The organism is uncultured Streptomyces sp. (genome assembly GCF_947488945.1).
Taxonomy (GTDB): domain Bacteria; phylum Actinomycetota; class Actinomycetes; order Streptomycetales; family Streptomycetaceae; genus Streptomyces.
Map to the genome: position 1 here is coordinate 361,806 of NZ_CANLBS010000005.1, position 24,960 is coordinate 386,765.

Here is a 24,960-nt window from a genome sequence, read left to right on the forward strand (position 1 = left end):
TCCGATTGTTCGAGTGATCTTCCGCTCCAGCCGCGGCCGCCCCCGCCGCGCCCGTGTTCGCCGCTCCCCCGCGCGCGGGCTCAGCCCGCACAGGGGTGAGGGCCGCAGGGAGCGACCGCGGTGCCGTCGCCCGGCGGCGGTCCGTCCGCCTCGGACGGGCCGGGGCCCGCCTCCATGCCGTACCAGGCGTCCGCGTCCGGCAGGGGCGCCTGCTCGACGAGCCCCACCGGCTCGTCCGGCACGAGGTCGTCCGCCGGCCCGTCCGGCATCCCCGGCGGCAGCGGCGCCGGGGGCTCGTCGGAGGGCTCGGGGGCGGGCGTCGACGGCTCGGGGGCCGGGGTGGCGGGCGGCTCGGGGGTGGCGGGCGCCCCGGGCACGAACGCGTCCCCCGGCGCGTACGGGGGCGGGTCGGCGGGCGTCCGGTCGGCGGCGCCCCCGTCGCCCGTCCGCCGTTCGATCCAGCCGTCGGAGCCGAGGTCCGCGAGGAGGAGGCTTCGGGCCGGGCGGGACGCGGCCTCGATGACGACGATCTTCGCCGGGTCGTAGCCCTTCCAGCGCTCGCCGCGGTGCAGGACCCGCCCCTTCATCGCGACCGGCGGATCGAGGGGGTTGCCGCAGGCGCAACGCACCCGGGGCACGCCGCGGGCGTCGACCAGGACGGCGGTGCCCGCCTGGAGCACCGCCTGGAAGTCGGTGGCGGCCCCGTCCCGGTACCCGTGGCCGGTGACGCGGGCGTCGGCGCGCAGCACCACGGGGGTCAGCCCGCGCAGGTGCCGTGCGATCTCGTCGGCGTCGGCGCCCGCCGCGCGGGCGAAGGCCCTGCCGCGGGCCGGGTCGTCGGAGAGCAGCCGCGCCTGGCGGGCCACGTCGCAGGCGGCGACGGACCGGGTGGCGGCGTAGAGACCGGGGGCGGTGCCGGAGACGGGGAGAAGGGTGGGGGCGGTGGTGGGCGTGGCGGAGCGGGACGGCTCCGGCGGCCTCGGGACGGTCTCCTTCCCGGCGGTCGACGCGGTGAAGGGCGCGGGCCCCGGCGACCGTGCGGGCTGGAGCAGCACGGAGGCTGCCACCGGGGTCCCCGTGGTGCCGTTGGCGCTGCCGGTCGCCCCGGCGCCGCAGCCCGCGACGAGGAGCACGCCGCCGCAGACCGGGGCGCACACGGCGAGCGGGAGTCGTCGGAGTGGGCGCACGGAACTCTCCTGCCGGTCGGGGTGGGCGGTCGGGTATCCCCATCTCTGCCGCACGGACCGTGGGCGCGCAATCCGGCGGCATCCGCACCACGGGCACCCCCCGCCCTGTTGAACACGTTCAATTCCTGCTCTAGGCTCGGAGCCGGACGATCGCACCGATCGCATGGGGGAAATGGACGATGACCGCACTGGTGAATCTCGTCGTGATGCTCGGCATGTTCGTGATCGTGCCGACCGGACTGCGCCTGACGGGCTCACGGGAGTTCGACCGCGTCCGCCGCGCCTGGCCGCTCTTCGCGGCGGCCGGAGCGCTGTCGCTGTGGCTGCCGCGCGGGGCGCCCGCCACCGTGCTCGCCGCCTGGTACGCCGCCGGCACCCTCCTGCTGGCCCTGCACGCGCCGCGCCGGCTGGCCAGGACCAGGGACGTGCGTCCGGCCGAACTCGCGGTGCTCACGGCACTGGTCTCCCCCGCCGTCGCCGGGACGGCCCTGGTCGCGGAGCGGGCGGACCGGAGCCTGTTCTCCTTCGATCCCGGCCTGCTGGCACTGACCGTGCCGCACTTCCACTTCGCCGGGTTCGCCGCCGCCCTGGTCGCCGGACTGCTCTGCGCGGACACCGGGGACGGCCCCGCCGCCCGGTTCGCCGCGCTGAGCGTCCCGGCCGGCACTCTGCTCGTCCTCGTCGGCTACTTCCTGGGCGACACCGCCGAACTGGCCGGGGCGGTCGTCCTGACGGCCGGCATGTGGACCGTGGCGGCGCTGAGCCTGCGCCTGGCCCGCGCCCGGGGCACCGACCGGACGGCCAGGACGCTGCTCGGGGTTGCCGCCGGCACGCTGGCGGCCTCCATGGTGCTCGCGCTGAGCTGGGCGCTGGGCGAGGCCACCGGACTGCCGCACCCCTCCCTGACCTGGATGGCCGCCACCCACGGCGCCGGGAACGCGCTGGGCTTCGCCCTCTGCGCGCTGCTCGCCCTGCGCCGCGTCCGGCGCCCCGCCCCCACCGATCCCGCCGTCCGCACCGAGTCTCCCGTCCGCACCGCACCGGAAGGCACCCACCCATGAGCGCGCTCACCTACCCCGAGGTCGGGGCCACCCGGCTCGGCCCGCTTCCCGCCGGCTACTCCCACCTGCACCACCGCACCCGCGTCGGGCGCGGCCCCGAGGACTTCGCGGCGGCCGGCGCCGCCGTCACCGAATGGCGGATGCACCGTGCGTCGGGCGTCCGGCTGGAAGCCTCCACACGCCGCGCCGAGCCGGGCTCCACGGTCCGACTCGCCCTGGGCGTCGGCCCGTTCGCGATCGGCGCGGTCTGCTCCATCGTCTGGACGGAGTACGGCGCCGACCGCATCGGCTTCGGCTACGGCACCCTCGACGAGCACCCGGAGCAGGGAGAGGAGTGCTTCGTGGTCGACCTCGCCGACGACGGGACCGTGTGGTTCACCGTGATGGCGTTCTCCCGGCCGGTCCGCTGGTACACCCGGCTCGCCGGCCCCCTCGTGCCCGTCATCCAGCGCTGGTACGCCCGGCGGCTCGGCCGCACGGTGCGGCGCATCGTCACCGCGCGCCGCCCGTGACCGATACTGCCTCGGGTGAACTGGTTCACCGCTGACGGCTACTGGCTCGGCAGGCTCGTCTTCCAGCGCGCCCTGGCGGCGGTCTACCTCGTCGCCTTCCTCTGCACCGCACTGCAGTTCCGGGCGCTGATCGGCGAACGCGGCATGCTCCCCGTCCCCGCACTGCTGCGCCGCACCCCGTGGCGCGCCGCGCCGGGACTGTTCCGGCTGCACTACTCCGACCGGTTCTTCGCCGCGGTCGCGTGGACCGGCTGCGCGGTGTCGGCGGCCCTGCTCGCCGGAGTGGACGGCCTGGTGCCGCTGTGGGGCGCGATGCTGCTGTGGGCCGTGCCCTGGGCGCTGTACCTGTCGATCGTGCAGGTCGGCCAGGTCTGGTACGCCTTCGGGTGGGAGTCACTGCTGCTGGAGACGGGGTTCCTCGCCGTCTTCCTCGGGAACGCGGACACCGGGCCGCCGGTGCTGGTGCTGTGGCTGCTGCGCTGGCTGCTGTTCCGGGTGGAGTTCGGCGCGGGGCTCATCAAGCTGCGCGGCGACGCGTGCTGGCGGCGACTGACGTGCCTGGACTTCCACCACGAGACGCAGCCGATGCCCGGACCGCTGAGCCGGCTCTTCCACCTGCTGCCGAAGCCGGTGCACCGGGCCGAGGTGGCCGCCAACCACGTCACCCAACTCCTGCTCCCGTTCCTGCTGTTCACCCCGCAGCCGGTCGCGGGCGCCGCCGCGGCGGCCATGGTGGTGACCCAGCTCTGGCTGGTCCTGTCGGGCAACTTCGCCTGGCTGAACTGGCTGACGATCGCGCTCGCCCTGCCGGCGGTCGACTGGCGGGCGTTCACCGGCCCGCCGCCCGCGCACCCGGCGGCCCCGCTCTGGTACGAGATCACGGTCTGCGCCGCCACCGCGCTGATCCTGGTCCTCAGCCACCGCCCCGCCCGCAACCTGCTCTCCCGGCGGCAGGCGATGAACCGGTCCTACGATCCGCTCCATCTCGTCAACTCCTACGGCGCCTTCGGCTCCATCAGCCGGGTCCGGCTGGAAATCGTCGTCGAGGGGACCGAGGATCCGGTGGACGGCCCGGCGACCGTGTGGCGGGAGTACGGCTTCCGGGGCAAGCCGGGGGATCCGCGACGACTGCCCCGCCAGGTCGCCCCGTACCATCTGCGGCTCGACTGGATGATGTGGTTCGCGGCGCTCTCCCCCGCCTACGCCCGTGCCTGGTTCGGGCCGTTCATCGAGCGGCTGCTGCGGGCCGACCGGGACACGCTGCGGCTGCTGGCGGTCGATCCGTTCCCGGACGGGCCGCCCGCCCGGGTCCGGGCGAGCGTCCACCGCTACCGCTTCACCGACCGCGCGGAGCGCCGCGCGACCGGGAACCGCTGGCACCGGGAGTACGTACGGCCCTTCCCGCGCGGGTGACGCGCGAAAGCCCCGCCCCTCCGGGGTGGGAGGGGCGGGGCCGGGAAACGCGCGGTCAGTCGATGCCGGGGAGGATGTGCGGCTCGGCCAGGTCGTCCTCGTAGCCGGCCAGCCGGATCGGGGCGGAGCGCGCCCAGACGTCGATGTTCAGGAGCTTCTCGCCCTTGAGGGCCCGCTCCCCCGTGCGTTCGACGGGCTTCTCGCGTGTCGTCAGTTCAGTGGTCACCGCGTACTCCTCTGGGTCGCGTCGTCCCGGGGCGGTCGTCGGACCGCGGGCTCTTCTCGTCCGTGGGCCGCCCGCCTCGGGAACAGGGCAGGAACAGTTCGGTCGCGGTGGCGCCGGTACGGGGCGGGACGGCGGCCCGGTTGCGGGCCTTGTCCCAGGACGATCGAGGGGAGATTCGTGGGTCCCTCGGTGCCGTCCGTTCGCCTCAGCGTAACCAAATGAGCGCCGCCGCGCTCGGTAGAACGTGTGTCGTGGGTCACTTTCAGCCAGAACGAGGCCACCGAGCGTGGCCGGGAAAGGGGCGTGAGGATGCAAAACACCCGGAAGGGGACGGCGAAACGGCGGACCGGATTTCCGGTCCGCCGTTTTTCCCACGGGCTGTCCGTGGTCCGCGCATCCGTCACACTGCTCCCGTGATGCCCGGTCCGCCTCCGCCGGGGCGCACCGGCGGCCTCACCGGCACGCGCGGGCTCACCAGTTCGCGGGGGCGTAGTCCTTCAGGAAGCAGCCGTACAGGTCCTCGCCCGCTTCGCCGCGCACGATCGGGTCGTAGACGCGGGCGGCGCCGTCCACGAGGTCGAGGGGGGCGTGGAAGCCCTCCTCGGCGAGGCGGGTCTTGTCCGGGTGCGGGCGCTCGTCCGTGATCCAGCCGGTGTCGACCGCGGTCATCAGGATGCCGTCCTTCTCGAACATCTCCTGGGCGCTGGTGCGGGTGAGCATGTTGAGCGCGGCCTTGGCCATGTTGGTGTGCGGGTGACCGGCACCCTTGTAACCGCGGCTGAAGACGCCCTCCATGGCCGACACGTTGACCACGTACGCGCGGCCCCGGGCCGCGGCCATCGCCGGACGGAGCGAGCTGATCAGGATGAACGGGGCGGTGGAGTTGCAGAGCTGGACCTCCAGCAGTTCGATCGGCCCGACTTCCTCGACCGTCTGCACCCAGCTGTTGGTGTCGTGCAGGTCCGGCACCAGGCCGCCCGCGTCGATGGCGGTGCCGGCGGCGATGCGCTCCAGGGAGGCCGATCCCGTGACCAGGGCCAGCTCGGTGACCGCCTGGGCGGTCAGCCCCTCCTTGCGCGCGGCGGGCAGGGCCGCCACCCGGTCGACGCTGCCACTGCCGAAGGTCCCGATCACCTCGGCCGGGGGCAGCACGCCCGCGGGCAGCGGGGCCGACTCCGCGGCGACCAGTTCGCTGTACGCCTGCGGGGAGCGGCGGACCGTCTGCGCGGCGTTGTTGATCAGTATGTCGAGCGGGCCCTCGGCGGCGACCGACTCGGCCAGCGCCACGACCTGGCCGGGATCGCGCAGGTCGATGCCGATGATCTTCAGCCGGTGGATCCACTCGTCGCTGTCCGGCATCGACTTGAAGCGCCGGATCGCGTCGTTGGGGAAGCGGGTGGTGATGGTGGTGTGCGCACCGTCCCGCAGCAGCCGCAGCGCGATGTACATGCCGATCTTCGCCCGGCCGCCGGTGAGCAGGGCGCGCTTGCCGGTGAGGTCGGTCCGCGCGTCGCGCCTGGCCCGGTTCTCGGCGGCGCACTCCTGGCAGAGCTGGTGGTAGAACGCGTCCACCTCGACGTACCGGGTCTTGCAGATGTAGCAGGACCGGGGGCGGCGGAGGATGCCGGCGATCTCGGCGGACGCGGTGGACGACGGCAGGACGCCCTGGGTCTCGTCGTCGATGCGGTCGGCCGAGCCGGTCGCGGTGGCCTCGGTGACCGCCTTGTCGTGCGCGGTCTTCGCGGCCCGGCGCTCCTGGCGGCGGCGCTGCTTCACCGTGCGGTACACCCCGGCGGTGGCGCGGCGGACGGCGATGGCGTCGGGGTGGTCGACCTCGATCGTGTCGAGTTCGTCCAGCACGCCGAGGCAGACGGCGAGGCGCTCGGGGTCGATGCCGGGCCCGAAGTCCTCGGCCCCCTCGGCGGCCGGCTCCTCGGCGCCGGGGATGGGCTCCATGGTTTCCTCTGTGACCGTCATCGCCGTTCCTCTGCTTCTTGTCCTCGCGGGGCCTGTCACCGCGGGGGCAACACCGCGTCAAGTTTGCCACGCGCGGCGCCTTGCTCCGTTCGGAGCGGAGAGGGCGGGCGGAGGGGACCCGGGGGGCCGCGCGGGGCCCGGTCGCGAGGACGTGGAAAATCGATGGAAGAAAAGTGCGCATGCTTTCCCGGATGCGGGGCAAGCGACGGTCCGACACCACTGCACGAGAGGGAGGGCGACACCATGACGGCTATGTCAGTGCGAACCACCGGAGCCCATGACACGACGACCGGGTCGGACGTCATGACCGGAGCGCGGACGGACGCCGGAACGGATGCCGGGGTGCGGGACCTGCCGTGGATCGAGGACGCCGGCAAGGTCGCGCCGCAGGACGCGCGGGCCATGTCGAAGCTGTTCTTCGACCGCCTCCAGACCCTGGAGGAAGGCACCCACGAGTACCAGTACGCGCGCAACACGCTCATCGAGATGAATCTCTCGCTGGTCCGCTTCGCCGCCCAGCGGTTCCGCAACCGGGGCGGGGACGACACCGAGGACATCATCCAGGTCGGCACGATCGGCCTGATCAAGGCGATCGACCGCTTCGACCTCTCCCGCGAAGTGGAGTTCGCCACGTTCGCGGTCCCCTACATCGTGGGCGAGATCAAGCGGTTCTTCCGGGACACCACCTGGTCCGTGCACGTCCCGCGCCGGCTCCAGGAGCTGCGCGTGGAGCTGGCCAAGGCCAAGGAACTCCTCTCCTCCAAGCTCGACCGCGACCCGACGGTCAGGGAGCTCGCCGCCCACCTCGACCTGAGCGAGGAAGAGGTCATCGAGGGTCTGGTCGCCGCCAACGGCTACTCCGCCGGCTCGCTGGACACCCCCTCCTCCGACGGCGACGACGGCCAGGACCAGCGGGCGTACGCCGACCTGCTCGGCGAGCGGGACCCGGCGATGGAGACCGTCGAGAACCTGCACACCCTCGCCCCGCTGCTGGAGCAGCTCGACGACCGCGAGCGCCTGATCGTCCAGATGCGCTTCGGGGCCGAGATGACCCAGGCGCAGATCGGCGCCGAGCTGGGCATCTCCCAGATGCACGTCTCCCGGCTGCTGAGCCGCATCGTGCGGAAGCTGCGCGCCGGCATGAGCGTCGAGGCCTGACCCTCCGCTCCCTGTACCACCGGCCCCCGGGCGGCGCACATCCGCCGTCCGGGGGTCATTTATGCTTGCTGAATCGGCGCGGGGTGACCCGCGCCGTTCCGTGCGAAGGGGTGGAGAGCGTGTCCGAGCTGTCCATGGGCGCTTCGGTGTTCCGGACCGGCGGTCCCGGGGTTCCCGCGCAGTCCGGGCGTGGCTCCGTCACCGATTCCGTGTGGAAGGTGGACGGAGCGATCCTCCTCGTGGAGGACGACGCCGGCGACGCCCTGCTGGTCGAGGAGATGCTGGCCGACAGCGCGCTGGACTCCGGGCTGACCTGGTGCAAGACGCTCGCGGAGGCCCGGCGGTTCCTCGCCTCCTGCCGCACACCGGTCTGCGTCCTGCTGGACCTGCACCTGCCGGACGCCCAGGGGCTCGACCTGGTCACCCAGATCGTGGAGACGGACGCGGACACCGCGATCGTGGTGCTGACCGGTCTCGCGGAAGCCGACACCGGTCTCGCGGCGGTGGCCAACGGTGCGCAGGACTATCTCGTCAAGGGCCGCCTCGACCCCGAGACGCTCGGCCGCGCGGTCCGGTACGCCCTCCAGCGCAAGCAGGTGGAGCGGGCCGCCGCCGCGCTGCACGCGAACGAGCTGACCGCCCGGGAGAACGCCCGGCTGGAGCGCGGGCTGCTCCCCGTGCCGCTGCTGCGTGACGACCGCTTCGAGACCGCCGCCCGCTATCAGCCGGGCCGTGTGCACGGGCTGCTCAGCGGCGACTTCTACGACGTGGTCCAGACCGCCGACGGCACGGTGCACGCCGTGATCGGCGACGTGTCCGGCCACGGCGCGGCGGAGGCCGCGCTCGGCGTGTGCCTGCGGGTCGCCTGGCGGACCGCGGTGCTGTGCGGCGCCGACCAGCTCGACCACATGGCGTTGCTGGAGGAGATCCTGGACGCCGAGCGTGCCGGGCCGCACATCTTCGCCACCGTGATGTCACTGGCCTTCCAGCCGGACGGGGGCCGGGTGCGGGTCGTCCGGGCGGGCCACCCGGGCCTGCTGCTGCGCCACGACGGCGAGGTCGACTGGATCGAGCCGGAGGGCGGGATGGCGCTCGGGCTGATGCCCGGGGTCGGCCGGTGGAGCCCGACCGACCTGGACCTGGCGCCGGGCAGTAGCCTCGTGGTGTTCACGGACGGTCTCTTCGAAGGCCGCACCGGCCCCGACGCCCGCCTCGGCGAGGAAGGGCTGCTGGCCATGGCCCGGCAGCACGGGGAGCTCCGGGCGGCGCCGTTCATCGACGCGCTGGTGGCGGGAGCCGCCGCGGGAGCGCTCCCGTACGGGGGTCTCGCCGACGACGTCGCCGTACTGCATCTCGGCTGGAAACAGGAGTCCCATGTCTGACCGCGCGCAGCAGCCCTCGAAGCGCCCGGGGTTCGCCGCCCGTCTGTCCGTGCAGAACTGGGTCCATCTGATCCTGGCCGGGCTCGTGGTGGTCCTCTGCGGCTGCCTGGTGACGGGCGGGCTGGTCCTGTCCCGGATCTCGGACCGCAGCACGGAGCTGGTGGACCGCATCCAGCCGGCCCGTTCGGCCTCCTTCCAGTTGCAGAACGCGCTGCTGGACCAGGAGACCGGCGTCCGCGGCTTCGTACTGACCGGCGACGAGTCGTTCCTCGAACCGTACGAGGCCGGGCAGGACGCCGAGCGGGACCGGCTGACGCGGGTGCGCGAGCTCGTCGGGGGCGAGCCGTACGAGGCGGATCTCGACCGGATCGCCGCCGCCGCCGACCGCTGGCGGACCACGCAGGCCGAGCCGCTGATCGCCGACGTCCGGGAGAACGGGCCGGCCCGCTCGTCCTCGGCGCGGCTGGACCGCAGCAAGGCCGAGTTCGACACCCTGCGGACCCTGTACGGGACGCAGCAGGCGCGGCTGGACGAGGCGCGGGACACCGCACGGGCCGAGCTGGATGACGAGCGGTCGGTGCGGGACAAGGTCCTCGTGGCCCTGGTCGTCGTCTTCCTGCTGGCGATGGTCGCGCTCAGCCTGCTGCTGCACCGCATGGTGGGGCGCCCGCTGAGCCGGCTGCGGGCCGCCTCCGACCAGGTGCGCAGCGGCACCTTCGACCGGCGTATCGAGGTGACCGGCCCCGCGGACGTCCGGGCGGTGGCCGCGGCGGTCGAGGACATGCGCCGCCGGCTGGTCGACGAGCTGTCCGAGTCGCGCGACCAGGAGACGGTGCTGGCCGAGCAGACCGACGAGCTGCGCCGGTCCAACGCGGAGCTGGAGCAGTTCGCGTACGTCGCCTCCCACGACCTGCAGGAGCCGCTGCGCAAGGTGGCGTCCTTCTGCCAGCTCCTGGAGAAGCGCTACGGCGACGAGCTGGACGCCCGCGGCAAGCAGTACATCGACTTCGCGGTCGACGGAGCCAAGCGCATGCAGGTCCTGATCAACGACCTGCTCACGTTCTCCCGCGTCGGGCGGGTGCAGGAGGGCTGGAAGCCGGTCGAGCTGGACGCGCTGCTGGACCGGGCCGTCAGCAACCTCGCCGCGTCGATCGAGGACTCGGGCGCCGAGATCGTCCGTGAGGAGCCGCTGCCCGAGGTGGTCGGCGACTCCACCACGCTCGCCATGGTCTGGCAGAACCTGATCGGCAACGCGGTGAAGTTCCGCAGGCCCGACGTCCCGTGCCGGATCACGGTGGGATGCGTGCGGGAGGACGACGTCTGGCACGTGACCGTCGCGGACAACGGCATCGGGATCGCGCCGGAGTTCGCCGACAAGGTCTTCGTCATCTTCCAGCGGCTGCACGCCCGCGACGCGTACGAGGGCACCGGCATCGGGCTGGCGCTCTGCCGGAAGATCATCGAGTTCCACGGGGGGAAGATCTGGCTGGACCCCGCGCCGGACGAGGGAACTCTGATTCACTTCACCTTGCCCGTCACCCCCGAGGCGCCCGAGCACACCGTGGCCGAGCTGCTCGCTCCGGTGGCCCACACCAACCCGGCAGGAGACCCTTCGTGACCGATTACGCACAGCCCATCGAGGTCCTCCTGGTCGAGGACGACCCCGGCGACGAGCTGATGACCCGCGAGGCGTTCGAGGACAACAAGATCCGCAACACGCTGCACGTGGTGCGCGACGGGCAGGAGGCGCTGGACTTCCTGTACCGGCGCGGGGCCTACCCGGACGCCCCTCGCCCGGACCTGGTGCTGCTCGACCTGAACCTGCCGAAGTACGACGGCCGGCAGGTGCTGGAGCAGATCAAGACGGACCCCGAGCTGGCCCTGATCCCGGTGGTGGTGCTCACCACGTCCTCCGCCGAGGAGGACATCCTGCGCAGCTACAAGCTGCACGCCAACGCCTACGTCACCAAGCCGGTCGACCTGGACCAGTTCATCGCGGCGGTCCGGCAGATCGACGAGTTCTTCGTCACCGTGGTGCGGCTGCCGGGGCGCGCGTAGACTTGACGCCGTCTTCCCGGCGTGGGATCGCCCGGCGCGGGTAGACGCTCGTCGTCCGACGTAACCGCACCGCCCCGCGCCCTGGCTGGAGCACATGAACGAACAGGTCACCTCCCGACCCGACGGTGCGCCGGATCCGTCCTACCCCTCGACCGAGATGCTGCACACCTCCGAGGTGTTCGACGGGCAGCCCGGTTGCATCGCGCAGGCGCGTGCGCTGGCGGAACGGTTCCTCAACCGGCTGGTGTCGGAGTGGCTGGCCGAGCTGGGCCCGCACACCCGCAGCGACCTGCTGCTGGCCGTCAGCGAGCTGGTCACCAACGCGGAGCGCTACAGCCACGGCCCGTACCTCCTGGAGCTGGAGGGCACCGTGGACCGCATCCACGTCTCGGTGTACGACAGCAGCACGGCGCTCCCGGTGCTGTACGCCCCCGACCCCTCGCGGCTCGGCGGGCACGGCATGGAGATCGTGGTGGCCCTGTGCGACCGGCTCACCGCCGAGCGGGTCCCCGTCGGCAAGCGCATCCGCGCCGAGTTCCTGCTCGGCTCCTGAGCCGTTCCGCTCACCGCACCACCTGTCCCTTCCCGAGGACGATGACCCCGTTGCCGGACACGGTGTAGAGCTCACCGTCCCGCTCCGGGCTGACGCCGATCGCCGCACCGGGCGGAACGTCCACGTTCTTGTCCAGGATCGCGCCCCTGACGATGGCCCCGCGCCCCACTCTGACCCCGTCGTGCAGCACGGAACCCTGGACGACCGCGCCCTCCGCGACCACCACTCCGGGCGACAGGACGGACCGGGTGACCTGGCCGCGTATCACGCAGCCGGGACTGATCACCGACTCGCTGGCGATGCCGCCGGCCACGATCCGGGCGGGCGGCAGCGGCCCGGCGTGGGTGTAGATGGGCCAGCGCCGGTTGTCGAGGCTGAAGGCGGGCCGGTCGGACAGCAGGTCCATGTGCGCGTCGTAGTAGGAGTCGATGGTGCCGACGTCCCGCCAGTAGCCGTGCTCCCGCGGGGTCTCCCCCGGCACCCGGTTCTCGTCGAAGTCGTAGACCTGCGCCTGCCCCCGGGCGGTGAGCATCGGCAGGATCGAGCCGCCCATGTCGTGCACGGACTGCGGATCCTCGGCGTCCCGGTGCAGGGCGTCGACGAGGACCTTGGTGGTGAAGAGGTAGTTCCCCATCGAGGCGAACACCCGGTCGGGGTCGCCGGCCAGGCCGGGCGGGTCGGTGGGCTTCTCCAGGAAGCGGTCGACCCGGGTGCCGTCGCCGCCCGGCGTGATGACGCCGAACGAGGAGGCTTCGGAGCGCGGCACCCTGATGCCCGCGACCGTGACGCCCGCGCCGCCCTCGATGTGCCGCGCCAGCATCTGGCGCGGGTCCATCCGGTACACGTGGTCGGCGCCGAACACCGCGACGTAGTCGGGCTGTTCGTCGTGCACCAGGTTGAGCGACTGGAGGATCGCGTCGGCGCTGCCCAAGTACCAGCGCGGGCCGAGGCGTTGCTGGGCGGGGACGGGGGTGACGTAGTTGCCGAGCAGGCTGGACATCCGCCAGGTGGTGGAGATGTGCCGGTCCAGCGAGTGCGACTTGTACTGCGTCAGCACGCAGATCCTCAGCACGTCCGCGTTGACGAGGCTGGACAGCACGAAGTCGACCAGTCGGTAGGTCCCGCCGAACGTGACCGCCGGTTTGGCCCGGTCGGCCGTCAGCGGCATCAACCGCTTGCCCTCTCCCCCCGCCAGTACGATCCCGAGCACCGTGGGTCCACCGCGCATCGCCGCCCCCTCGCCCGGCCCCGCGTGCGCCGGATCATGCTGTCGGAGTACTGCCGAAACACCCTGCTGCTGGTCACTGTTGCCCCGTTCGCGGCCTCCGCACACGGAACGCGCACGGCCCGGGAGCGGACGTTCAGGGCAGCAGCTCGCGGTACACCTCGGCCGTGCGCCGGGCGACCCGGTCCCAGCCGAACTCCGCCAGTGCCCTCTCCCGGCCGGCCGCCCCCATCCGCGCGGCCGCCTCCCGGTCACCGACGACCCGGTCCAGGGCCGCCGCCAGCCCTTCCTCGAACGCGCCGGGGTCCTTCTCGTCGTACGGCACCAGCAGGCCCGTCCGGCCGTCGTCGACCACCTCGGGGATGCCCCCGACGGCCGAGGCGACCACCGCGGTGCCGCAGGCCATCGCCTCCAGATTGACGATGCCCAGCGGCTCGTAGACCGAGGGGCAGACGAACACGGCCGCGTGGGTGAGGAGTTGGATCACTTCCGGGCGGTCCAGCATCTCGGGGATCCAGTGCACACCGGGGCGCCCCGCGGCGAGCTCCTCGTACGCGGCGCGGAACTCCTCGGCCAGTTCGGGGGTGTCCGGGGCGCCGGCGCACAGCACGACCTGGACAGCGGGGTCCAGCCTCCGTGCGGCGCGCAGCAGATGGGGCACGCCCTTCTGGCGGGTGATCCGGCCGACGAAGAGCACGTAGGGGCGGTCCGGGTCGATGCCGAGGCGGCGCAGGGCTCCGGTGCCGGGGTCGGGGGCGTAGAGCCGTGTGTCGATGCCGTTGTGGACGACGCGGACCCGGGCGGGGTCGAGCGCCGGGTAGCAGTCGAGGATGTCGGCGCGCATCCCGTGCGAGACGGCGACCACCCGGTCCGCGGCCTCGACGGCGGTGCGTTCGGCCCAGCTCGACACGGCGTACCCACCGCCCAGTTGCTCGGCCTTCCAGGGCCGCAGCGGTTCCAGGGAGTGGCAGGTCATCACGTGCGGGATGCCGTACCGCAGCTTGGCGAGGTGGCCGGCGAGGGCGGTGTACCAGGTGTGCGAGTGCACCAGGTCCCGGTCGCCGACCGCCGCCGTCATCGACAGGTCCACCGACAGGGCGCGCAGCGCGTCGTTGGTCTCGTCGGGCAGCGTGGGACCGTGCCACCGCGCGCCCCCGTCGTCCTGCGCGGGGTCGTCGCCCCAGGCGTGCACGTCGAGATCGACGAGGGAGCGCAGTTCCCGGGCGAGGAACTCCACATGGACGCCGGCGCCGCCGTAGACGGCGGGCGGGTACTCGCGGGTGAGCAGTCCGACCTTCATCCCCCGATGGTCACCCACCGGCGGCGCGGGCGGAAGACCCGGGAGCGGCCGGGCCCGGTGGCGGGGGCGTCCGGCCGGCCCGGCGGAGGCCACGCTCCGCCGCCGTCCCGGCGCTCCGGGTACGCGTCCGGGCCGTCGTTCTGACGCCCCGGCGCGCAGGGACTACCGTCGGGAGGAGGACGTGCGCCGCGCGTCCGTACTACGGGAGCAGTACGCCGGATCGCCGTCTGTGGGACGACGACTCGGCGCCTTCTCCGGGACATCGTGGTGTACATGAGCTCCCTCGCGCTTTCGGTGCTGCTGTCCCTGGTCTCCGCGGTCGCCTACGCGGCCGGGGCGATCATCCAGGAGCGGGTGGCCGCGGGCGGGGACGGACGGTCGTACGCGCCGCTGCGCAACGCCGCCTGGTGGGCCGCCGTGGCGCTGAACGGCGTGGGGGCGCTGCTGCACGTGGTGGCGCTGGCGTACGGACCGCTGAGCCTGGTGCAGCCGCTGGGGGCGCTCACCATCGTCTTCGCGCTGCCGATGGCGGCGCTGTTCGTGGGGCGCCGGGCGGGCCGGACGGCCTGGCGGGGCGCGGTGACGGCGACGGTGGGGCTGGCGGGCCTGCTGGCCCTGACCGACGGTGCCGGGTCGCACGCGCTGGGCGCCGGCGAGCGGACGCTGCTGGCCGCGGTGACGGGCGGCGCGGTGGTCGCGCTGTTCCTGGTCGCCCAGGGGTTCGGGACGCGGCGGCCGATGACGCGCTCGCTGGTGCTGGCGACGGCCGCGGGCATGGCCTTCGGCATGGCGTCGGTCTTCACCAAGACGGTGGCCGTGCAGTGGTCGTCGGGCGCGTTGACGGCGGGCCTTCCCACGCTGCTGCTGATCGGCGCGTTCGCGGCGGCGGGGCTGCTGCTGTCGCAGGCGTCCTACCGCGGGGCGGGGCTGACGGCTCCGCTGGCGACGGTCACCGTGGTCAATCCGGTCGTCGCCGCCGTCGTCGGTCTGACGCTGTTCGGCGAGAGCTTCCGTTTCGGGGTGCCGGGCGCGCTGTCGGCGCTCGCCGCCGGGCTGCTGGCGGCCGGGGGGCTGGTGCTGCTCACCCGCGAACGCCTGGTCGCGGAACGGGCGGCGGACCTGGCCGCGGCGGACCGGCCGCGTGCGCCGGCGGACGGTGACGCGGCCCCGGACGCTCCGGACGCGGGCCCTCGGGTGCCCGCGCCGGCGGCGGGCGGCGCCACGCCGGTGCCGTCGGGGCGCGGACGGCGGCCCGGTGGCGGCGCGCGGTCGTTACCGGACCGCGCGCCGCGGGACGCGCCGGCCGGCCGGCGGCTCAGATGCTGACGCCGCCGGCCCGGAGGTAGGCGAGCGGGTCGACGTCGGAGCCGTAACCGGGCCCGGTGCGGATCTCGAAGTGCAGGTGCGGCCCGGTGCTGTTGCCGGTGGAGCCGGAGCGGGCGATGCTGCGGCCCGCCGCCACCTGCTGCCCGGCGCGGACGTGGAGCGCCGAGAGGTGGGCGTACTGGCTGTACCTGCCGTCCCCGTGCCGGATGACGACCTCGTAGCCGTACGCGCCCGCCCAGCCGGCGGAGACGACCGTGCCGCTCGCCACGGCCTTGACCGTGGTGCCGGTGGGGACCGGGAAGTCGACCCCGGTGTGGTACCCGCTGGCCCACGATCCCGACTGGTGGTACGGGGTTCCGGTGCGGGCGGCCACCGGGGCGGTGAGGCCGGAGGACTTGCTCGCCCTGGCCGCCTTCGCCGCCTTCTCGGCCCTGGCGGCCTTTTCCGCCTGCGCCGCCTTCTGCGCGCGCTCCGCCTTCGCCGCGACCTCGGCCTTGGCGGTGGCCTGCGCCTTCCGCTGCTTCTCGGCCTGCGCGGCCTTCTCGGCCTTGGCCCGCTCGGCGGCCCGCTCGGCGCCGGCCCGGTCCTCGGTGGCGGGCTTTCCGGCGCGCGGGGCGGTCCGCGACGCGGCGGGCGGGGCGGTGGACGTGCGGGGCCGGGTGGTCTTCGCCGTACCGTCCGACGTCTTCGCGCCGCCTGCACCGGCCGGGGCGAGAGTCAGCCGCTGGCCGGGGAAGATCAGGTCCGGGTCGTCGCCGACCACGGTCCGGTTGGCCGCGTACAAGCCCTGCCAGCCGCCCTGGAGGCGCTCGGCGGCCGCGATCCGGGAGAGCGAGTCGCCGCCCGCGACGGTGTACGCGTCACGCTTGCCGGGCACGGTCGTCGGTGAGGCGGCGGCCTGCTTCTGCTGCCCCGCCTGCTTCTGCGCCGCCTGCTGCTGCGGGGCGCGCTGCGGCTGCCGCGACTGCTGTCCCTGCTGCTGGGCCTTCTGCGCCTGCGGCTGGGCCGCAGGACGGGTGCCCGCGGCCTGGGTGTCGATCTCGGGGGCCGGGCCGCCCCGGGTCAGTCCGGCCCGGTCGGAACAGACCGGCCACGCGCCGGGGCCCTGTCCGTCCAGGACCTTCTCGGCGACGGCTATCTGCTGGTCCTTGGTCGCCAGGTCCGCGCGCGGCGCGAACGCGGTGCCGCCGTACGCGGCCCAGGTCGAGCCGCTGAACTGGAGGCCGCCGTAGTAGCCGTTGCCGCTGTTGATGTGCCAGTTGTGCGAGGACTCGCACGCGGCGACCTTCTCCCACACGTCGGCCGAGGCGGCGCCGGCCGATGTCGCCGTGATCAGCGGCAGCGCGATGCCCGCGCCACCCGCCGTCATGGTGAGCGAGGCGCGGTTCATTCTGCTGGGCTGATATCTGCGGTGCCGACCGTTCGCGGCCATGCTGTCCCCCCACTGGCAGTCGGGCATGTGACAAGCGGTCAACTTAGGTCGCGGCAAAGGCTCGTGACAAGGGCGCACAACGGCGCACTCGGGCGCGGGGCGGCTCGTCCCGACGCGCCCCGCGTCGGCTCTCCCTCACCTCCGGGCGGTCTCCTCCGCCGGGGCGCGACCCCGGTCCCGCACGATGTCCGCGGGCGTCCGGGCCCCGGCGACGGCCGGCGCCGGGCGGGTCGCACCCCGGGCCAGGAAGTCGGAGAGCGGCAGGGTCGCCGCGCCGACCGTGACGGCGTCGGGTCCGAGGCTGCCCAGCTCGACGGTGGTGCGGGCGGACGCGTGGCGCAGCGCGTACCCCTGGACGTACTCCCTGATGGCGGGCAGCAGCGGGGGGCCGATGAGCAGCCCGGCCCAACCGCCGAGCAGGATGCGCGCGGGCTGGAAGAGGTTGACCAGATCGGCCAGGGCGGCGCCCAGGCAGGCGGCGGTCTCGTCCAGGATCTCGACGGCCACCGGGTCCGGGAGGGGGCCGTCCGGCGGCGGGTAGGCGGCGGCCAGGAGCGCGGCGAGGGCGGCCTCGTCGTCGGTGTCCTCAGGCAGCGGGCCGCCCGCCTCGTGCCAGCGCTCGCGCATCGCCTCCGCGCCCGCGTAGGCCTCCAGGCAGCCGATGGAGCCGCAGCGGCAGCGCCGGCCCCTCAACTGGACCGTGGTGTGGCCCCACTCGAGCGCGACGCCGGTGCGTTCCTCGTGCAGGACGTCGTCCCGCGTGACGCACGCGCCGACACCGGAGCCGATCAGCGCGACGGCGGCGGCTCCGGCGCCGCGTCCGTTGCCGAACCACATCTCGGCCTGCCCGAGCGTCTTGGCGCCGTTGTCGATGAAGAAGGGCACCTCGTCGGGGACGTCGACGGACTCGCGGAGCAGCCGTTCGAAGGGCACCCCGCTCCAGCCGATCGTCTGCCCGTGGACGACCGCGCCGGGGCCGTCCGAGGATGCGGCGTCCGCCCCGTCGCGTTCGATGATGCCGGGCACCCCGATGCCGATGCCGAGCAGCCGGTGCGGGTCGACCTCGGAGGCGCGCAGCACGTCGGCGACCCCGGACCGCACATGGCCGACGATGCGCTCGACGTCGTACCCGTGCTGCGCCAACGGCCGCTCCGCGCGGGCGAGTTCGGTGAGAGCCAGATCGAACAACTCGACCCGGACGCGGGTTTCGCCGATGTCGATGCCGATGAGCAACCCGCTGCCCGGCGCGACGCGCAGCAGCGTACGCGGGCGTCCGCCGCCGGAGTCGACGACACCGGCCTCCTCCAGGACGCCCTCCGCCACGAGTTCGGCGACGACGTTGCTGATGGAGCCCGAACTCAGCCCGGTGACCGGAGCGAGCTCCTGCCGGCTCAACGGGCCTTCGAAATACAACCGTTGCATAACCCGTGCTCGGTTGCCCCGCCGCAGGTCACGCACGGTCCGTCTGTCTCGCTGGGCCATGTTGCTCCTTCCCTGCCCGCAACATACCCCGGTCGAATCCCTTGACGCGACTTTCTCTCACCTCTTAAATCACGGCATAAATTAAGCCTTGCAGGCCGTTCGGTTCCCGAACGCAGCCCTCCCCGGAAAGGGGCCGTCCCACATGCGCCACCTCAGAGCCGCAAGCACCGCCGCCCTCGTCCTCTCGCTCGCCGCCACCGCTACCGCCTGCGGCGGCGGATCCGGCTCCGGCGGGAGCAACGAGTCCCCGAAGACCCTCACCTACTGGGCATCCAACCAGGGCCCCAGCATCGAGGCCGACAAGAAGATCCTCACCCCCGAGCTGAAGAAGTTCGAGGAGCAGACCGGCATCAAGGTCAAGCTGGAGGTCGTCCCTTGGGCGGACCTGCTGAACCGGATCCTCGCCGCCACCTCCTCCGGCCAGGGCCCGGACGTGCTCAACATCGGCAACACCTGGTCCGCCTCGCTCCAGGCGACCGGCGCGCTGCTGCCGTGGAACGCGGAGAACTTCGACGCCATCGGCGGCCGGGACCGGTTCGTCGACTCCGCCGTCGCCTCCGCGGGCGCCGAGGACCAGGACCCGGCCGCCGTGCCGCTGTACTCGCTCGCGTACGCCCTCTACTACAACAAGCAGATGTTCGCCGACGCGGGCATCACCGACCCGCCCGCCACCTGGGACGAACTGGTCGCCGACGGCAAGAAGCTGTCCAAGGGCGGCAAGTGGGGCCTCGGCGCCGAGGGCGGCAACCTGTCGAACAACATCCACCAGGTCTTCGTGCTCGGCAAGCAGCACGGCGCCGACTTCTTCGACAAGGAGGGGAAGGCCACCTTCACCTCCGACGGCGCCGTCGCCGCCGTGAAGCAGTACGTCGACTTCATGGCCAAGGACAAGATCATCGCGCCCGGCAACGCCGAGTACGCCCAGAACCAGTCCCTGACCGACTTCGCCAAGGGCCGCACCGCGATGGTGCTGTGGCAGGCGGCGGCCTCCACCTTCGCCGCCCAGGGCATGAAGCCGGAGGACTGGGGCGTCGCCCCGGTACCGGTGCCCTCCGGCCTCCCCGGCAAGGACGCCCAGACGAACTCGATGGTCGCCGGCATCAACATCGCGGTCTTCAAGAACACCAAGAACATCGACGGCGCCAAGAAGTTCGTGAAGTTCATGACGAGCGACGAGGAGCAGAAGCTGCTCAACAAGACCTACGGTTCCATCCCGCCCGTCAAGGGCGCCCAGGCCGACGCCGCGTTCGGCGCACCCGACCTGTCGGTCCTGCGCGAGACGCTCGCCACCAGCGCCGCCCCGCTCCCCCAGGTCCCGAACGAGTCGCAGTTCGAGACGGCCGTCGGCACGGCCGTCAAGGAGCTGTGGGCCGACGCCGCGGCCGGAAAGCCCGTGACCGACGAAACCGTCAAGGCGAGCCTCGAAAAGGCCCAGCAGACCATGCAGCAGTGAGGCTCATCCCATGACCGCCACCGTCACCACCACCGGCCCCCGGGCCGACGAGGCCGGCAGCGGCGGGAGAAAGGGCGACGGGGGTGCGCGCAGGAGACTGCCGCGCATCCCCGACCGGATCCGCTCCGGCGGACTGCCCTATCTCCTGCTCCTGCCCGCCGTCCTGCTGGAACTCCTCGTCCACCTGATCCCGATGGCCGTCGGGATCGCCATGAGCTTCCGCAAGCTCACCCAGTTCTTCATCAGCAACTGGGGCGACTCCCCCTGGTCGGGCCTCGACAACTACCGCGTCGCCGTCGACTTCGACGCCCCGATCGGCGAGGCGCTGCTCAACTCCTTCGTCGTCACGTGCCTGTTCACCCTCCTGTCCGTCGGCCTGTGCTGGGTGTTCGGCGTCACCGCGGCGATCCTGCTGCAGGAGAACTTCCGCGGCCGGGGACTGCTGCGCACCCTCTTCCTCGTCCCGTACGCCCTCCCGGTGTACGCGGCCGTCATCACCTGGGCGTTCATGTTCCAGCGGGACAACGGCCTGATCAACCACGTGCTGCACGACCAGCTCGGCCTCACCGACCAGCCGTCGTTCTGGCTGATCGGCGACAACAGCTTCGTCGCGCTGCTCGTCGTCTCGCTCTGGAAGGGGTGGCCGTTCGCCCTCCTCATCCTGATGGCGGGACTGCAGAACATTCCGCGCGAGCAGTACGAGGCCGCGGCCATCGACGGGGCCGGCATGTGGCAGCAGATCCGCCGGATCACCCTGCCGTCGCTGCGCCCGGTCAACCAGGTGCTGGTGCTGGTGCTGTTCCTGTGGACGTTCAACGACTTCAACACGCCGTACGTGCTGTTCGGCCGCGCGGCTCCGGAGAACGCGGACCTGATCTCGGTGCACATCTACCAGTCGTCGTTCGTCACCTGGAACTTCGGCACCGGATCGGCCATGTCGGTGCTGCTCCTGATCTTCCTGCTCGCCGTGACGTCCGTGTACCTCGTCCTCACCTCGCGCGGAAGGAAGAACGCCGGTGACTAGCGCCACGCGGTCCAAGGCCCGCTCCCCGATGGCCCCTCCGGCGTCGTTCCTCTGGACCCGCAGGGTCGTGCTGACCCTGCTCGCCGGGTTCGTGGCCCTGCCCGTCTTCGTCATGGTCAGCAGCTCCCTCAAGCCGCTGGAGGACGTGACCGGGAAGTTCCGGTGGATCCCGTCCGGGCTGACGGTCCGCCCCTATTTCGACATCTGGGACACGGTGCCGCTGGCCCGCTACTTCGTGAACTCGCTGATCGTGGCGGGCGCGGCGACCGTACTCTCGGTGGTCATCGCCGTCTTCGCGGCGTACGCGGTGAGCCGCTACTCCTTCCGCGGGAAACGCGTCTTCACCGTCACGGTGCTTTCGACGCAGATGCTGCCGGGCATCCTGTTCCTCCTACCGCTGTTCCTGATCTTCGTGAACATCGGCAACAGCACCGGCGTCGCGCTCTACGGCTCGCGCGGCGGCCTGATCCTCACCTATCTGACGTTCTCGCTGCCGTTCTCCATCTGGATGCTGATCGGCTACTTCGACTCCATCCCGAAGGACCTCGACGAGGCCGCCAAGGTGGACGGCTGCGGGCCGGTCGGCGCGCTGTTCCGGGTCGTGGTGCCGGCCGCGATCCCGGGGATCGTGGCGGTGGCGGTGTACGCGTTCATGACGGCCTGGGGCGAGAACCTCTTCGCTTCCGTCCTGACCAACGACACCACCCGCACCCTCGCGGTCGGCCTGCGCGGGTACGCCACCCAGAACGACGTGTACTGGAACCAGGTGATGGCGGCCTCACTCGTCGTCTCCCTCCCCGTGGTCGCCGGATTCCTGCTGCTACAGCGGTACTTGGTGGCAGGGCTGACGGCGGGCGCGGTCAAGTGACGCGCCCCGGAAGCCGGAGCCGGACCGCGCGCTGACGCGGGGTCCGGTCCGGGCCCGGTCAGGCGGGCCGGCCCGTACGGAGTGCGTGCGACCGCGCTCCGTACGGGCCTTTCGCGCGGTGCCGCCGGCCCGGCCCCACGGGGCGGCGGCGGGCGGTCAGGCCGTGTGGAGGGTCAGGCCGTAGCGGTTGAGGATCTCGTTGACCGGCTGGTGCCAGGTCTCGCCGCCGGTGGAGCAGTTGCCCCAGCCGCCGGAGGTGACGCCCTGCGCCTGGTCACCGCTGATGAACGACCCGCCGGAGTCGCCGGGTTCGGCGCAGACGCTGGTCTTCGTCATCCCGTACACGGCGCCCTGGCTGTAGTTGACGGTCTCGTTGGTGGCGAGGACCGTGCCGCAGTGCCAGTGCGTGGTGGAGCCGGAACGGCAGACCGACGCGCCGACGGGCGCGACGTGGGAACCGCGTACCAACTGGTCGGAGACGGTTCCCCAGCCGAGGACGACCGGCACGGTCCACCAGCCGTTGCCGACGCTGACCCAGGCGTAGTCGTCGCCCGGGAAGGACGAGCCCCGGAACGAGCCGACGGCCGAGCCGTCCCATCCGCGCACGGCCGCCCCGGCCCCGCCGCAGTGGCCGGCGGTGACGAAGCCGCCGTGCACCGAGAAGCCGATGGAGCAGCGGACGTTGCCGGTGTAGTACGGGTCGCCGCCGACGGTGCCGGCCGCGAAGGTCTCGGGCGCCTGTGCCACGTACCGCACGGCGACGGGGGCGGCGGCGCGGGCCTTCGCCAGGAACGAGCGGACATCGTTGTCCGACCGTGCCGAGGAGACCACGTCGACCACGACGCGGCCGGCCCGGGGGTCGACACGCCAGGCGTTGACGCCGGTGGGGGCGGCGAGCGCGTCGATACGGGACTTGGCCCGGTCCAGGGCGTCGGCGGTGCGGGCGACGATCCGGGTGTCGGCCCCGGCGGCGCGGACGGCAGGGACGGAGGCCTCGTCGGTGACGCCGACGGTGAGCCTGCCGGTCTCCGCGTCGAACCAGGAACCGCCGTACGCGGCGCCCGCCGCGCGGCGCGCGACGGGCGCCAGCGCGGTGGCCGACTTCTCGGCGGCGAGCCGCTCCTTCGCCTCGGCGGGCGACAGGCCGAGGTCCCTGCTCATGGCGGTGAGCAGCCCGGCCGAGGCGGGCCTCGCGGCGGCGGAGGGCGCCGGGGCGTCGGCTTCCGCGGCGGACGCGGAGAACGGGCCGGCGGCCGCGAGGGCCCCGACGAGCAGGAGGGCGCAGAGCCCGGTACGCAGTGATCTCGGGTGGCGCGGGGTCAGGTGTCGCAAGGGAATGCCCTTTCCGTTGTTCCGGACGTGGGGGTGGAACGGGAGGCGGGCGGTGCACGAGCGCGCCTCCGGGAAACCCTTCTGAGAGCGCTCTCAGAGTGCTGCGCACCGGACTGTAGTGGAGTGAGAGCGTCAGGTCCATGCCAAGCGCACAGCGGGCGGGGACCCGCCGCGCGGTGGATCTTCGCGCCCGGAGCCCGTCCCCCGGTGGCCACGCCGACGGGTGGGTACCGCTGTCGACGCGTCGGCCACACGTCCGACGGCCGGCGGGACCCGGCGGATGAACCGCCGCACTCCCACGGCCTCTTCGCTCCGGCCACCCACCCCACGCGGGACGCGGGAGGCACCCCCTCCGACTACGGTTGCAGCAGCGGCAGTTCGGCTCCACGCCACAGGGCCCGCCGTGCCCCGGGGGATGCTCCGGTCGCCGGCTCGCCCTCCGCGTCGCCCGCCCGCCAGACGTGGACCGCGGCCTCGGTGGCGCAGCCGGCCGGGGCACCGGCGGGCAGCGGTGCCCAGCCGGGGTCACCGGTGGCGGCGAAGTCGGCCCACGCGCCGGCCATCCGGGCCGAGAGCTCGTGGTCGGCGGGGCCGGGGGCGCCGCCGACGAGGAAGTGGAGGCGCTCGTCGTCGAGGTTGCCGAAGGCGAAAGGGATGTCGGCGCAGTGCCAGGCGCGGACCGGGCGGGGCGGCTCGCCGCCGGTGCGCCGGTCGAAGCGGGCGAGGTGCACCGTGCCGCCCGCCGCCGCGTACGCCTCGGCCAGCCGGTCGGCGTACTCGGCGAAGAGCAGGTCGCCGTACGCCACCTCGTAGACCCGCTGCGCCGGGGCGTCCGGCAGCAGGGCGCGGTAGCCCTCGATGACCGGTCCGGGGACGTCGAAGTCCCGTGCGAAAGCGGTGAGGCGGGCGTCGTCGGGGATGCGGGCGCTGCTGCCGACCGCCTCCATCAGGGCGTACTCCTCGGTGGTGCGGCAGACCAGGACGTCCACGCCGGCCCCGGCTCCGGACCGGGCCGCCGTCAACGGGTCGGCGCGCAGGGTGACACCGTCGACGACCGGGCCGTGCACCGCGGGGTCGTGGTGCCGCTGCCCGGCCGCCGGGTCCTTCCGCGCGGCCGCCACCACCGCGTCCGTGGCCGCGACGAGCCGCCCCGGACCGGCGGCGGCCAGTGCCTCCCGCGTGGCGGGGAGACCGGCCGCCCCGGCGATCTCGCGCGTGGTGCGGGCCGCCGAGGCGGCGGTGGCGCAGGAGTTGGCGGGGCTGTGCAGGACGGCCCGCCGGAAGAGGCCCCGCGCCCGGTCCATCGCCATCAGGCAGGCGACCGACGACGCCCCGGCCGACTGGCCCGCCACGGTGACCCGGGAGGCGTCGCCGCCGAAGACTCCGATGGTGTCCCGGACCCACTCCAGCGCGGCGATCTGGTCCAGCAGACCCCGGTTGTGGCCGTCCGGGCGGTCCGGCTCACCCGGCGCACCCGGCACATGGCCGAACCCATCGAATCCGACCCGGTAGTTGAAGGTGACGACGACCAGTCCGAGCGCCGCCAGGGCGGTGCCCTCGAAGTCGGGCTGGGCCGAGGAGCCGAAGGCGTAGGCGCCGCCGTGGATCCAGACCAGCACGGGCAGCCGATCGCCCGTGGCACCGGGCGTCCAGACGTTGAGGGTGAGGACGTCCTCGTCACCCGGACTCCACGAGGGCGCGCCGGGGAGTTCGGCGGACTGCGGGGCGACGGGCCCGAACCGGTCGCCGCGACGGACGCCGGACCACGGGCGCGGCGGCAGCGGTTCCCGGAACCGGGCTGCCCCGAACGGCGGAGCCGCGTAAGGAATGCCGAGGACCCGCACGATTCCCGGATCGCGTACGGTGCGCTCCCCGCGCACGGCCCCGGCGGCGGTGGTGAAGACGGTCATCGGTGTGCGCTCCCCGGTCCTCGGGCCCGCCGCCCGGTCCCCCGCCTGCGACGCTCCCGTACGGCATGGGCCCCGGCGGGG

The 24,960-nt window shown here is 73.2% G+C and carries 21 protein-coding genes; 12 read left to right on the top strand and 9 right to left on the bottom strand.

Features of this window, described 5'->3' with window-relative positions:
• Positions 1-80: 80 nt before the first annotated feature.
• Complete coding sequence (locus Q0994_RS10340; protein WP_299531922.1) at positions 81-1,187, bottom strand: DUF6777 domain-containing protein; 1,107 nt, start codon at positions 1,185-1,187, stop codon at positions 81-83.
• A 179-nt stretch (positions 1,188-1,366) separates the two neighbouring features.
• On the opposite strand from Q0994_RS10340, the gene Q0994_RS10345 reads away from it, so the two are divergent.
• The 3 genes from Q0994_RS10345 to Q0994_RS10355 are packed head-to-tail and all read left to right on the top strand — an operon-like array spanning position 1,367 to position 4,173.
• Entirely contained in the window at positions 1,367-2,248 is an 882-nt protein-coding gene (locus tag Q0994_RS10345) for a YndJ family protein (protein WP_299531924.1), read from the top strand.
• Entirely contained in the window at positions 2,245-2,760 is a 516-nt protein-coding gene (locus tag Q0994_RS10350) for a DUF1990 family protein (RefSeq protein WP_299531926.1), read from the top strand. The genes Q0994_RS10345 and Q0994_RS10350 overlap by 4 nt, the downstream gene beginning before the upstream one ends.
• A 15-nt stretch (positions 2,761-2,775) precedes the next feature.
• Positions 2,776-4,173 (top strand): lipase maturation factor family protein, encoded by a 1,398-nt coding sequence (locus Q0994_RS10355; protein ID WP_299531929.1) that lies wholly within the window; start codon positions 2,776-2,778, stop codon positions 4,171-4,173.
• Between the two features lie 55 nt (positions 4,174-4,228).
• On the opposite strand, the gene Q0994_RS10360 is transcribed toward Q0994_RS10355, so the two are convergent.
• Together Q0994_RS10360 and Q0994_RS10365 are read right to left on the bottom strand one after the other, a co-directional pair.
• Positions 4,229-4,399, bottom strand: coding sequence for a hypothetical protein (locus tag Q0994_RS10360; protein WP_299531931.1), 171 nt, complete (start codon positions 4,397-4,399; stop codon positions 4,229-4,231).
• Between the two features lie 471 nt (positions 4,400-4,870).
• Positions 4,871-6,376: an SDR family NAD(P)-dependent oxidoreductase gene (locus Q0994_RS10365; protein WP_299531933.1), complete on the bottom strand. Its 1,506-nt coding sequence runs from the start codon at positions 6,374-6,376 to the stop codon at positions 4,871-4,873.
• A gap of 243 nt (positions 6,377-6,619) precedes the next feature.
• On the opposite strand from Q0994_RS10365, the gene Q0994_RS10370 reads away from it, so the two are divergent.
• From Q0994_RS10370 to Q0994_RS10390, 5 genes are all read left to right on the top strand, one after another.
• Positions 6,620-7,534, top strand: coding sequence for an RNA polymerase sigma factor SigF (locus Q0994_RS10370; protein WP_299531936.1), 915 nt, complete (start codon positions 6,620-6,622; stop codon positions 7,532-7,534).
• A 119-nt stretch (positions 7,535-7,653) separates the two neighbouring features.
• Complete coding sequence (locus tag Q0994_RS10375) at positions 7,654-8,916, top strand: PP2C family protein-serine/threonine phosphatase (RefSeq protein WP_299531938.1); 1,263 nt, start codon at positions 7,654-7,656, stop codon at positions 8,914-8,916.
• Positions 8,909-10,534: a CHASE3 domain-containing protein gene (locus Q0994_RS10380; protein ID WP_299531940.1), complete on the top strand. Its 1,626-nt coding sequence runs from the start codon at positions 8,909-8,911 to the stop codon at positions 10,532-10,534. The genes Q0994_RS10375 and Q0994_RS10380 overlap by 8 nt, the downstream gene beginning before the upstream one ends.
• A complete protein-coding gene (locus Q0994_RS10385; RefSeq protein ID WP_299531942.1) occupies positions 10,531-10,974 on the top strand; it encodes a response regulator in 444 nt (147 codons plus the stop codon). Before Q0994_RS10380 ends, Q0994_RS10385 begins: the two co-directional genes overlap by 4 nt.
• 94 nt (positions 10,975-11,068) lie before the next feature.
• Complete coding sequence (locus Q0994_RS10390) at positions 11,069-11,527, top strand: ATP-binding protein (RefSeq protein WP_299531946.1); 459 nt, start codon at positions 11,069-11,071, stop codon at positions 11,525-11,527.
• Positions 11,528-11,537: 10 nt separating this feature from the next.
• On the opposite strand, the gene glgC is transcribed toward Q0994_RS10390, so the two are convergent.
• Together glgC and glgA are read right to left on the bottom strand one after the other, a co-directional pair.
• Complete coding sequence (glgC, locus tag Q0994_RS10395) at positions 11,538-12,755, bottom strand: glucose-1-phosphate adenylyltransferase (protein WP_299531950.1); 1,218 nt, start codon at positions 12,753-12,755, stop codon at positions 11,538-11,540.
• 133 nt (positions 12,756-12,888) lie between these two features.
• The gene (glgA, locus tag Q0994_RS10400) at positions 12,889-14,052 is read right to left on the bottom strand and encodes a glycogen synthase (RefSeq protein ID WP_299531952.1); all 1,164 of its coding nucleotides are present in this window, start codon (positions 14,050-14,052) and stop codon (positions 12,889-12,891) included.
• Positions 14,053-14,325: 273 nt separating this feature from the next.
• Between glgA and Q0994_RS10405 the strand changes: the two genes are divergently transcribed.
• Positions 14,326-15,378: a DMT family transporter gene (locus Q0994_RS10405; protein WP_299531954.1), complete on the top strand. Its 1,053-nt coding sequence runs from the start codon at positions 14,326-14,328 to the stop codon at positions 15,376-15,378.
• Here the strand turns inward: Q0994_RS10405 and Q0994_RS10410 are convergent.
• Positions 15,368-16,810 carry a peptidoglycan DD-metalloendopeptidase family protein gene (locus tag Q0994_RS10410; protein WP_299531956.1) on the bottom strand — a complete coding sequence of 481 codons (1,443 nt, stop codon included), beginning with the start codon at positions 16,808-16,810 and terminating at the stop codon, positions 15,368-15,370. The genes Q0994_RS10405 and Q0994_RS10410 overlap by 11 nt on opposite strands.
• Before the next feature lie 135 nt (positions 16,811-16,945).
• Positions 16,946-18,292: an ROK family transcriptional regulator gene (locus tag Q0994_RS10415; RefSeq protein WP_299531958.1), complete on the bottom strand. Its 1,347-nt coding sequence runs from the start codon at positions 18,290-18,292 to the stop codon at positions 16,946-16,948.
• A 142-nt stretch (positions 18,293-18,434) separates the two neighbouring features.
• On the opposite strand from Q0994_RS10415, the gene Q0994_RS10420 reads away from it, so the two are divergent.
• Genes Q0994_RS10420 through Q0994_RS10430 form a run of 3 tightly spaced genes read left to right on the top strand, consistent with a single transcriptional unit; the run spans position 18,435 to position 21,637 of the window.
• Positions 18,435-19,745 (top strand): ABC transporter substrate-binding protein, encoded by a 1,311-nt coding sequence (locus Q0994_RS10420; protein WP_299531960.1) that lies wholly within the window; start codon positions 18,435-18,437, stop codon positions 19,743-19,745.
• A 10-nt stretch (positions 19,746-19,755) separates the two neighbouring features.
• Positions 19,756-20,769, top strand: a complete 1,014-nt coding sequence (locus Q0994_RS10425; RefSeq protein ID WP_299531962.1) for a carbohydrate ABC transporter permease — start codon at positions 19,756-19,758, stop codon at positions 20,767-20,769.
• A 28-nt stretch (positions 20,770-20,797) separates the two neighbouring features.
• Positions 20,798-21,637, top strand: coding sequence for a carbohydrate ABC transporter permease (locus tag Q0994_RS10430; protein WP_299532149.1), 840 nt, complete (start codon positions 20,798-20,800; stop codon positions 21,635-21,637).
• 156 nt (positions 21,638-21,793) lie between these two features.
• On the opposite strand, the gene Q0994_RS10435 is transcribed toward Q0994_RS10430, so the two are convergent.
• Entirely contained in the window at positions 21,794-22,936 is a 1,143-nt protein-coding gene (locus tag Q0994_RS10435) for a S1 family peptidase (protein ID WP_299532151.1), read from the bottom strand.
• Between the two features lie 389 nt (positions 22,937-23,325).
• The gene (locus Q0994_RS10440; RefSeq protein ID WP_299531964.1) at positions 23,326-24,879 is read right to left on the bottom strand and encodes a carboxylesterase/lipase family protein; all 1,554 of its coding nucleotides are present in this window, start codon (positions 24,877-24,879) and stop codon (positions 23,326-23,328) included.
• Positions 24,880-24,960: the final 81 nt, after the last annotated feature.

Excerpts from the sequence above, each read along its gene's own strand:
- Q0994_RS10370 (WP_299531936.1), top strand. The coding sequence starts at position 6,620 with ATGACGGCTATGTCAGTGCGAACCACCGGAGCCCATGACACGACGACC.
- Q0994_RS10420 (WP_299531960.1), top strand. The coding sequence starts at position 18,435 with ATGCGCCACCTCAGAGCCGCAAGCACCGCCGCCCTCGTCCTCTCGCTC.
- glgC (WP_299531950.1), bottom strand. The coding sequence starts at position 12,755 with ATGCGCGGTGGACCCACGGTGCTCGGGATCGTACTGGCGGGGGGAGAG.
- Q0994_RS10425 (WP_299531962.1), top strand. The coding sequence starts at position 19,756 with ATGACCGCCACCGTCACCACCACCGGCCCCCGGGCCGACGAGGCCGGC.
- Q0994_RS10405 (WP_299531954.1), top strand. The coding sequence starts at position 14,326 with ATGAGCTCCCTCGCGCTTTCGGTGCTGCTGTCCCTGGTCTCCGCGGTC.
- Q0994_RS10365 (WP_299531933.1), bottom strand. The coding sequence starts at position 6,376 with ATGACGGTCACAGAGGAAACCATGGAGCCCATCCCCGGCGCCGAGGAG.
- Q0994_RS10430 (WP_299532149.1), top strand. The coding sequence starts at position 20,798 with ATGGCCCCTCCGGCGTCGTTCCTCTGGACCCGCAGGGTCGTGCTGACC.
- Q0994_RS10350 (WP_299531926.1), top strand. The coding sequence starts at position 2,245 with ATGAGCGCGCTCACCTACCCCGAGGTCGGGGCCACCCGGCTCGGCCCG.
- Q0994_RS10345 (WP_299531924.1), top strand. The coding sequence starts at position 1,367 with ATGACCGCACTGGTGAATCTCGTCGTGATGCTCGGCATGTTCGTGATC.
- Q0994_RS10410 (WP_299531956.1), bottom strand. The coding sequence starts at position 16,810 with ATGGCCGCGAACGGTCGGCACCGCAGATATCAGCCCAGCAGAATGAAC.
- Q0994_RS10390 (WP_299531946.1), top strand. The coding sequence starts at position 11,069 with ATGAACGAACAGGTCACCTCCCGACCCGACGGTGCGCCGGATCCGTCC.
- Q0994_RS10440 (WP_299531964.1), bottom strand. The coding sequence starts at position 24,879 with ATGACCGTCTTCACCACCGCCGCCGGGGCCGTGCGCGGGGAGCGCACC.
- Q0994_RS10380 (WP_299531940.1), top strand. The coding sequence starts at position 8,909 with ATGTCTGACCGCGCGCAGCAGCCCTCGAAGCGCCCGGGGTTCGCCGCC.
- glgA (WP_299531952.1), bottom strand. The coding sequence starts at position 14,052 with ATGAAGGTCGGACTGCTCACCCGCGAGTACCCGCCCGCCGTCTACGGC.
- Q0994_RS10415 (WP_299531958.1), bottom strand. The coding sequence starts at position 18,292 with ATGGCCCAGCGAGACAGACGGACCGTGCGTGACCTGCGGCGGGGCAAC.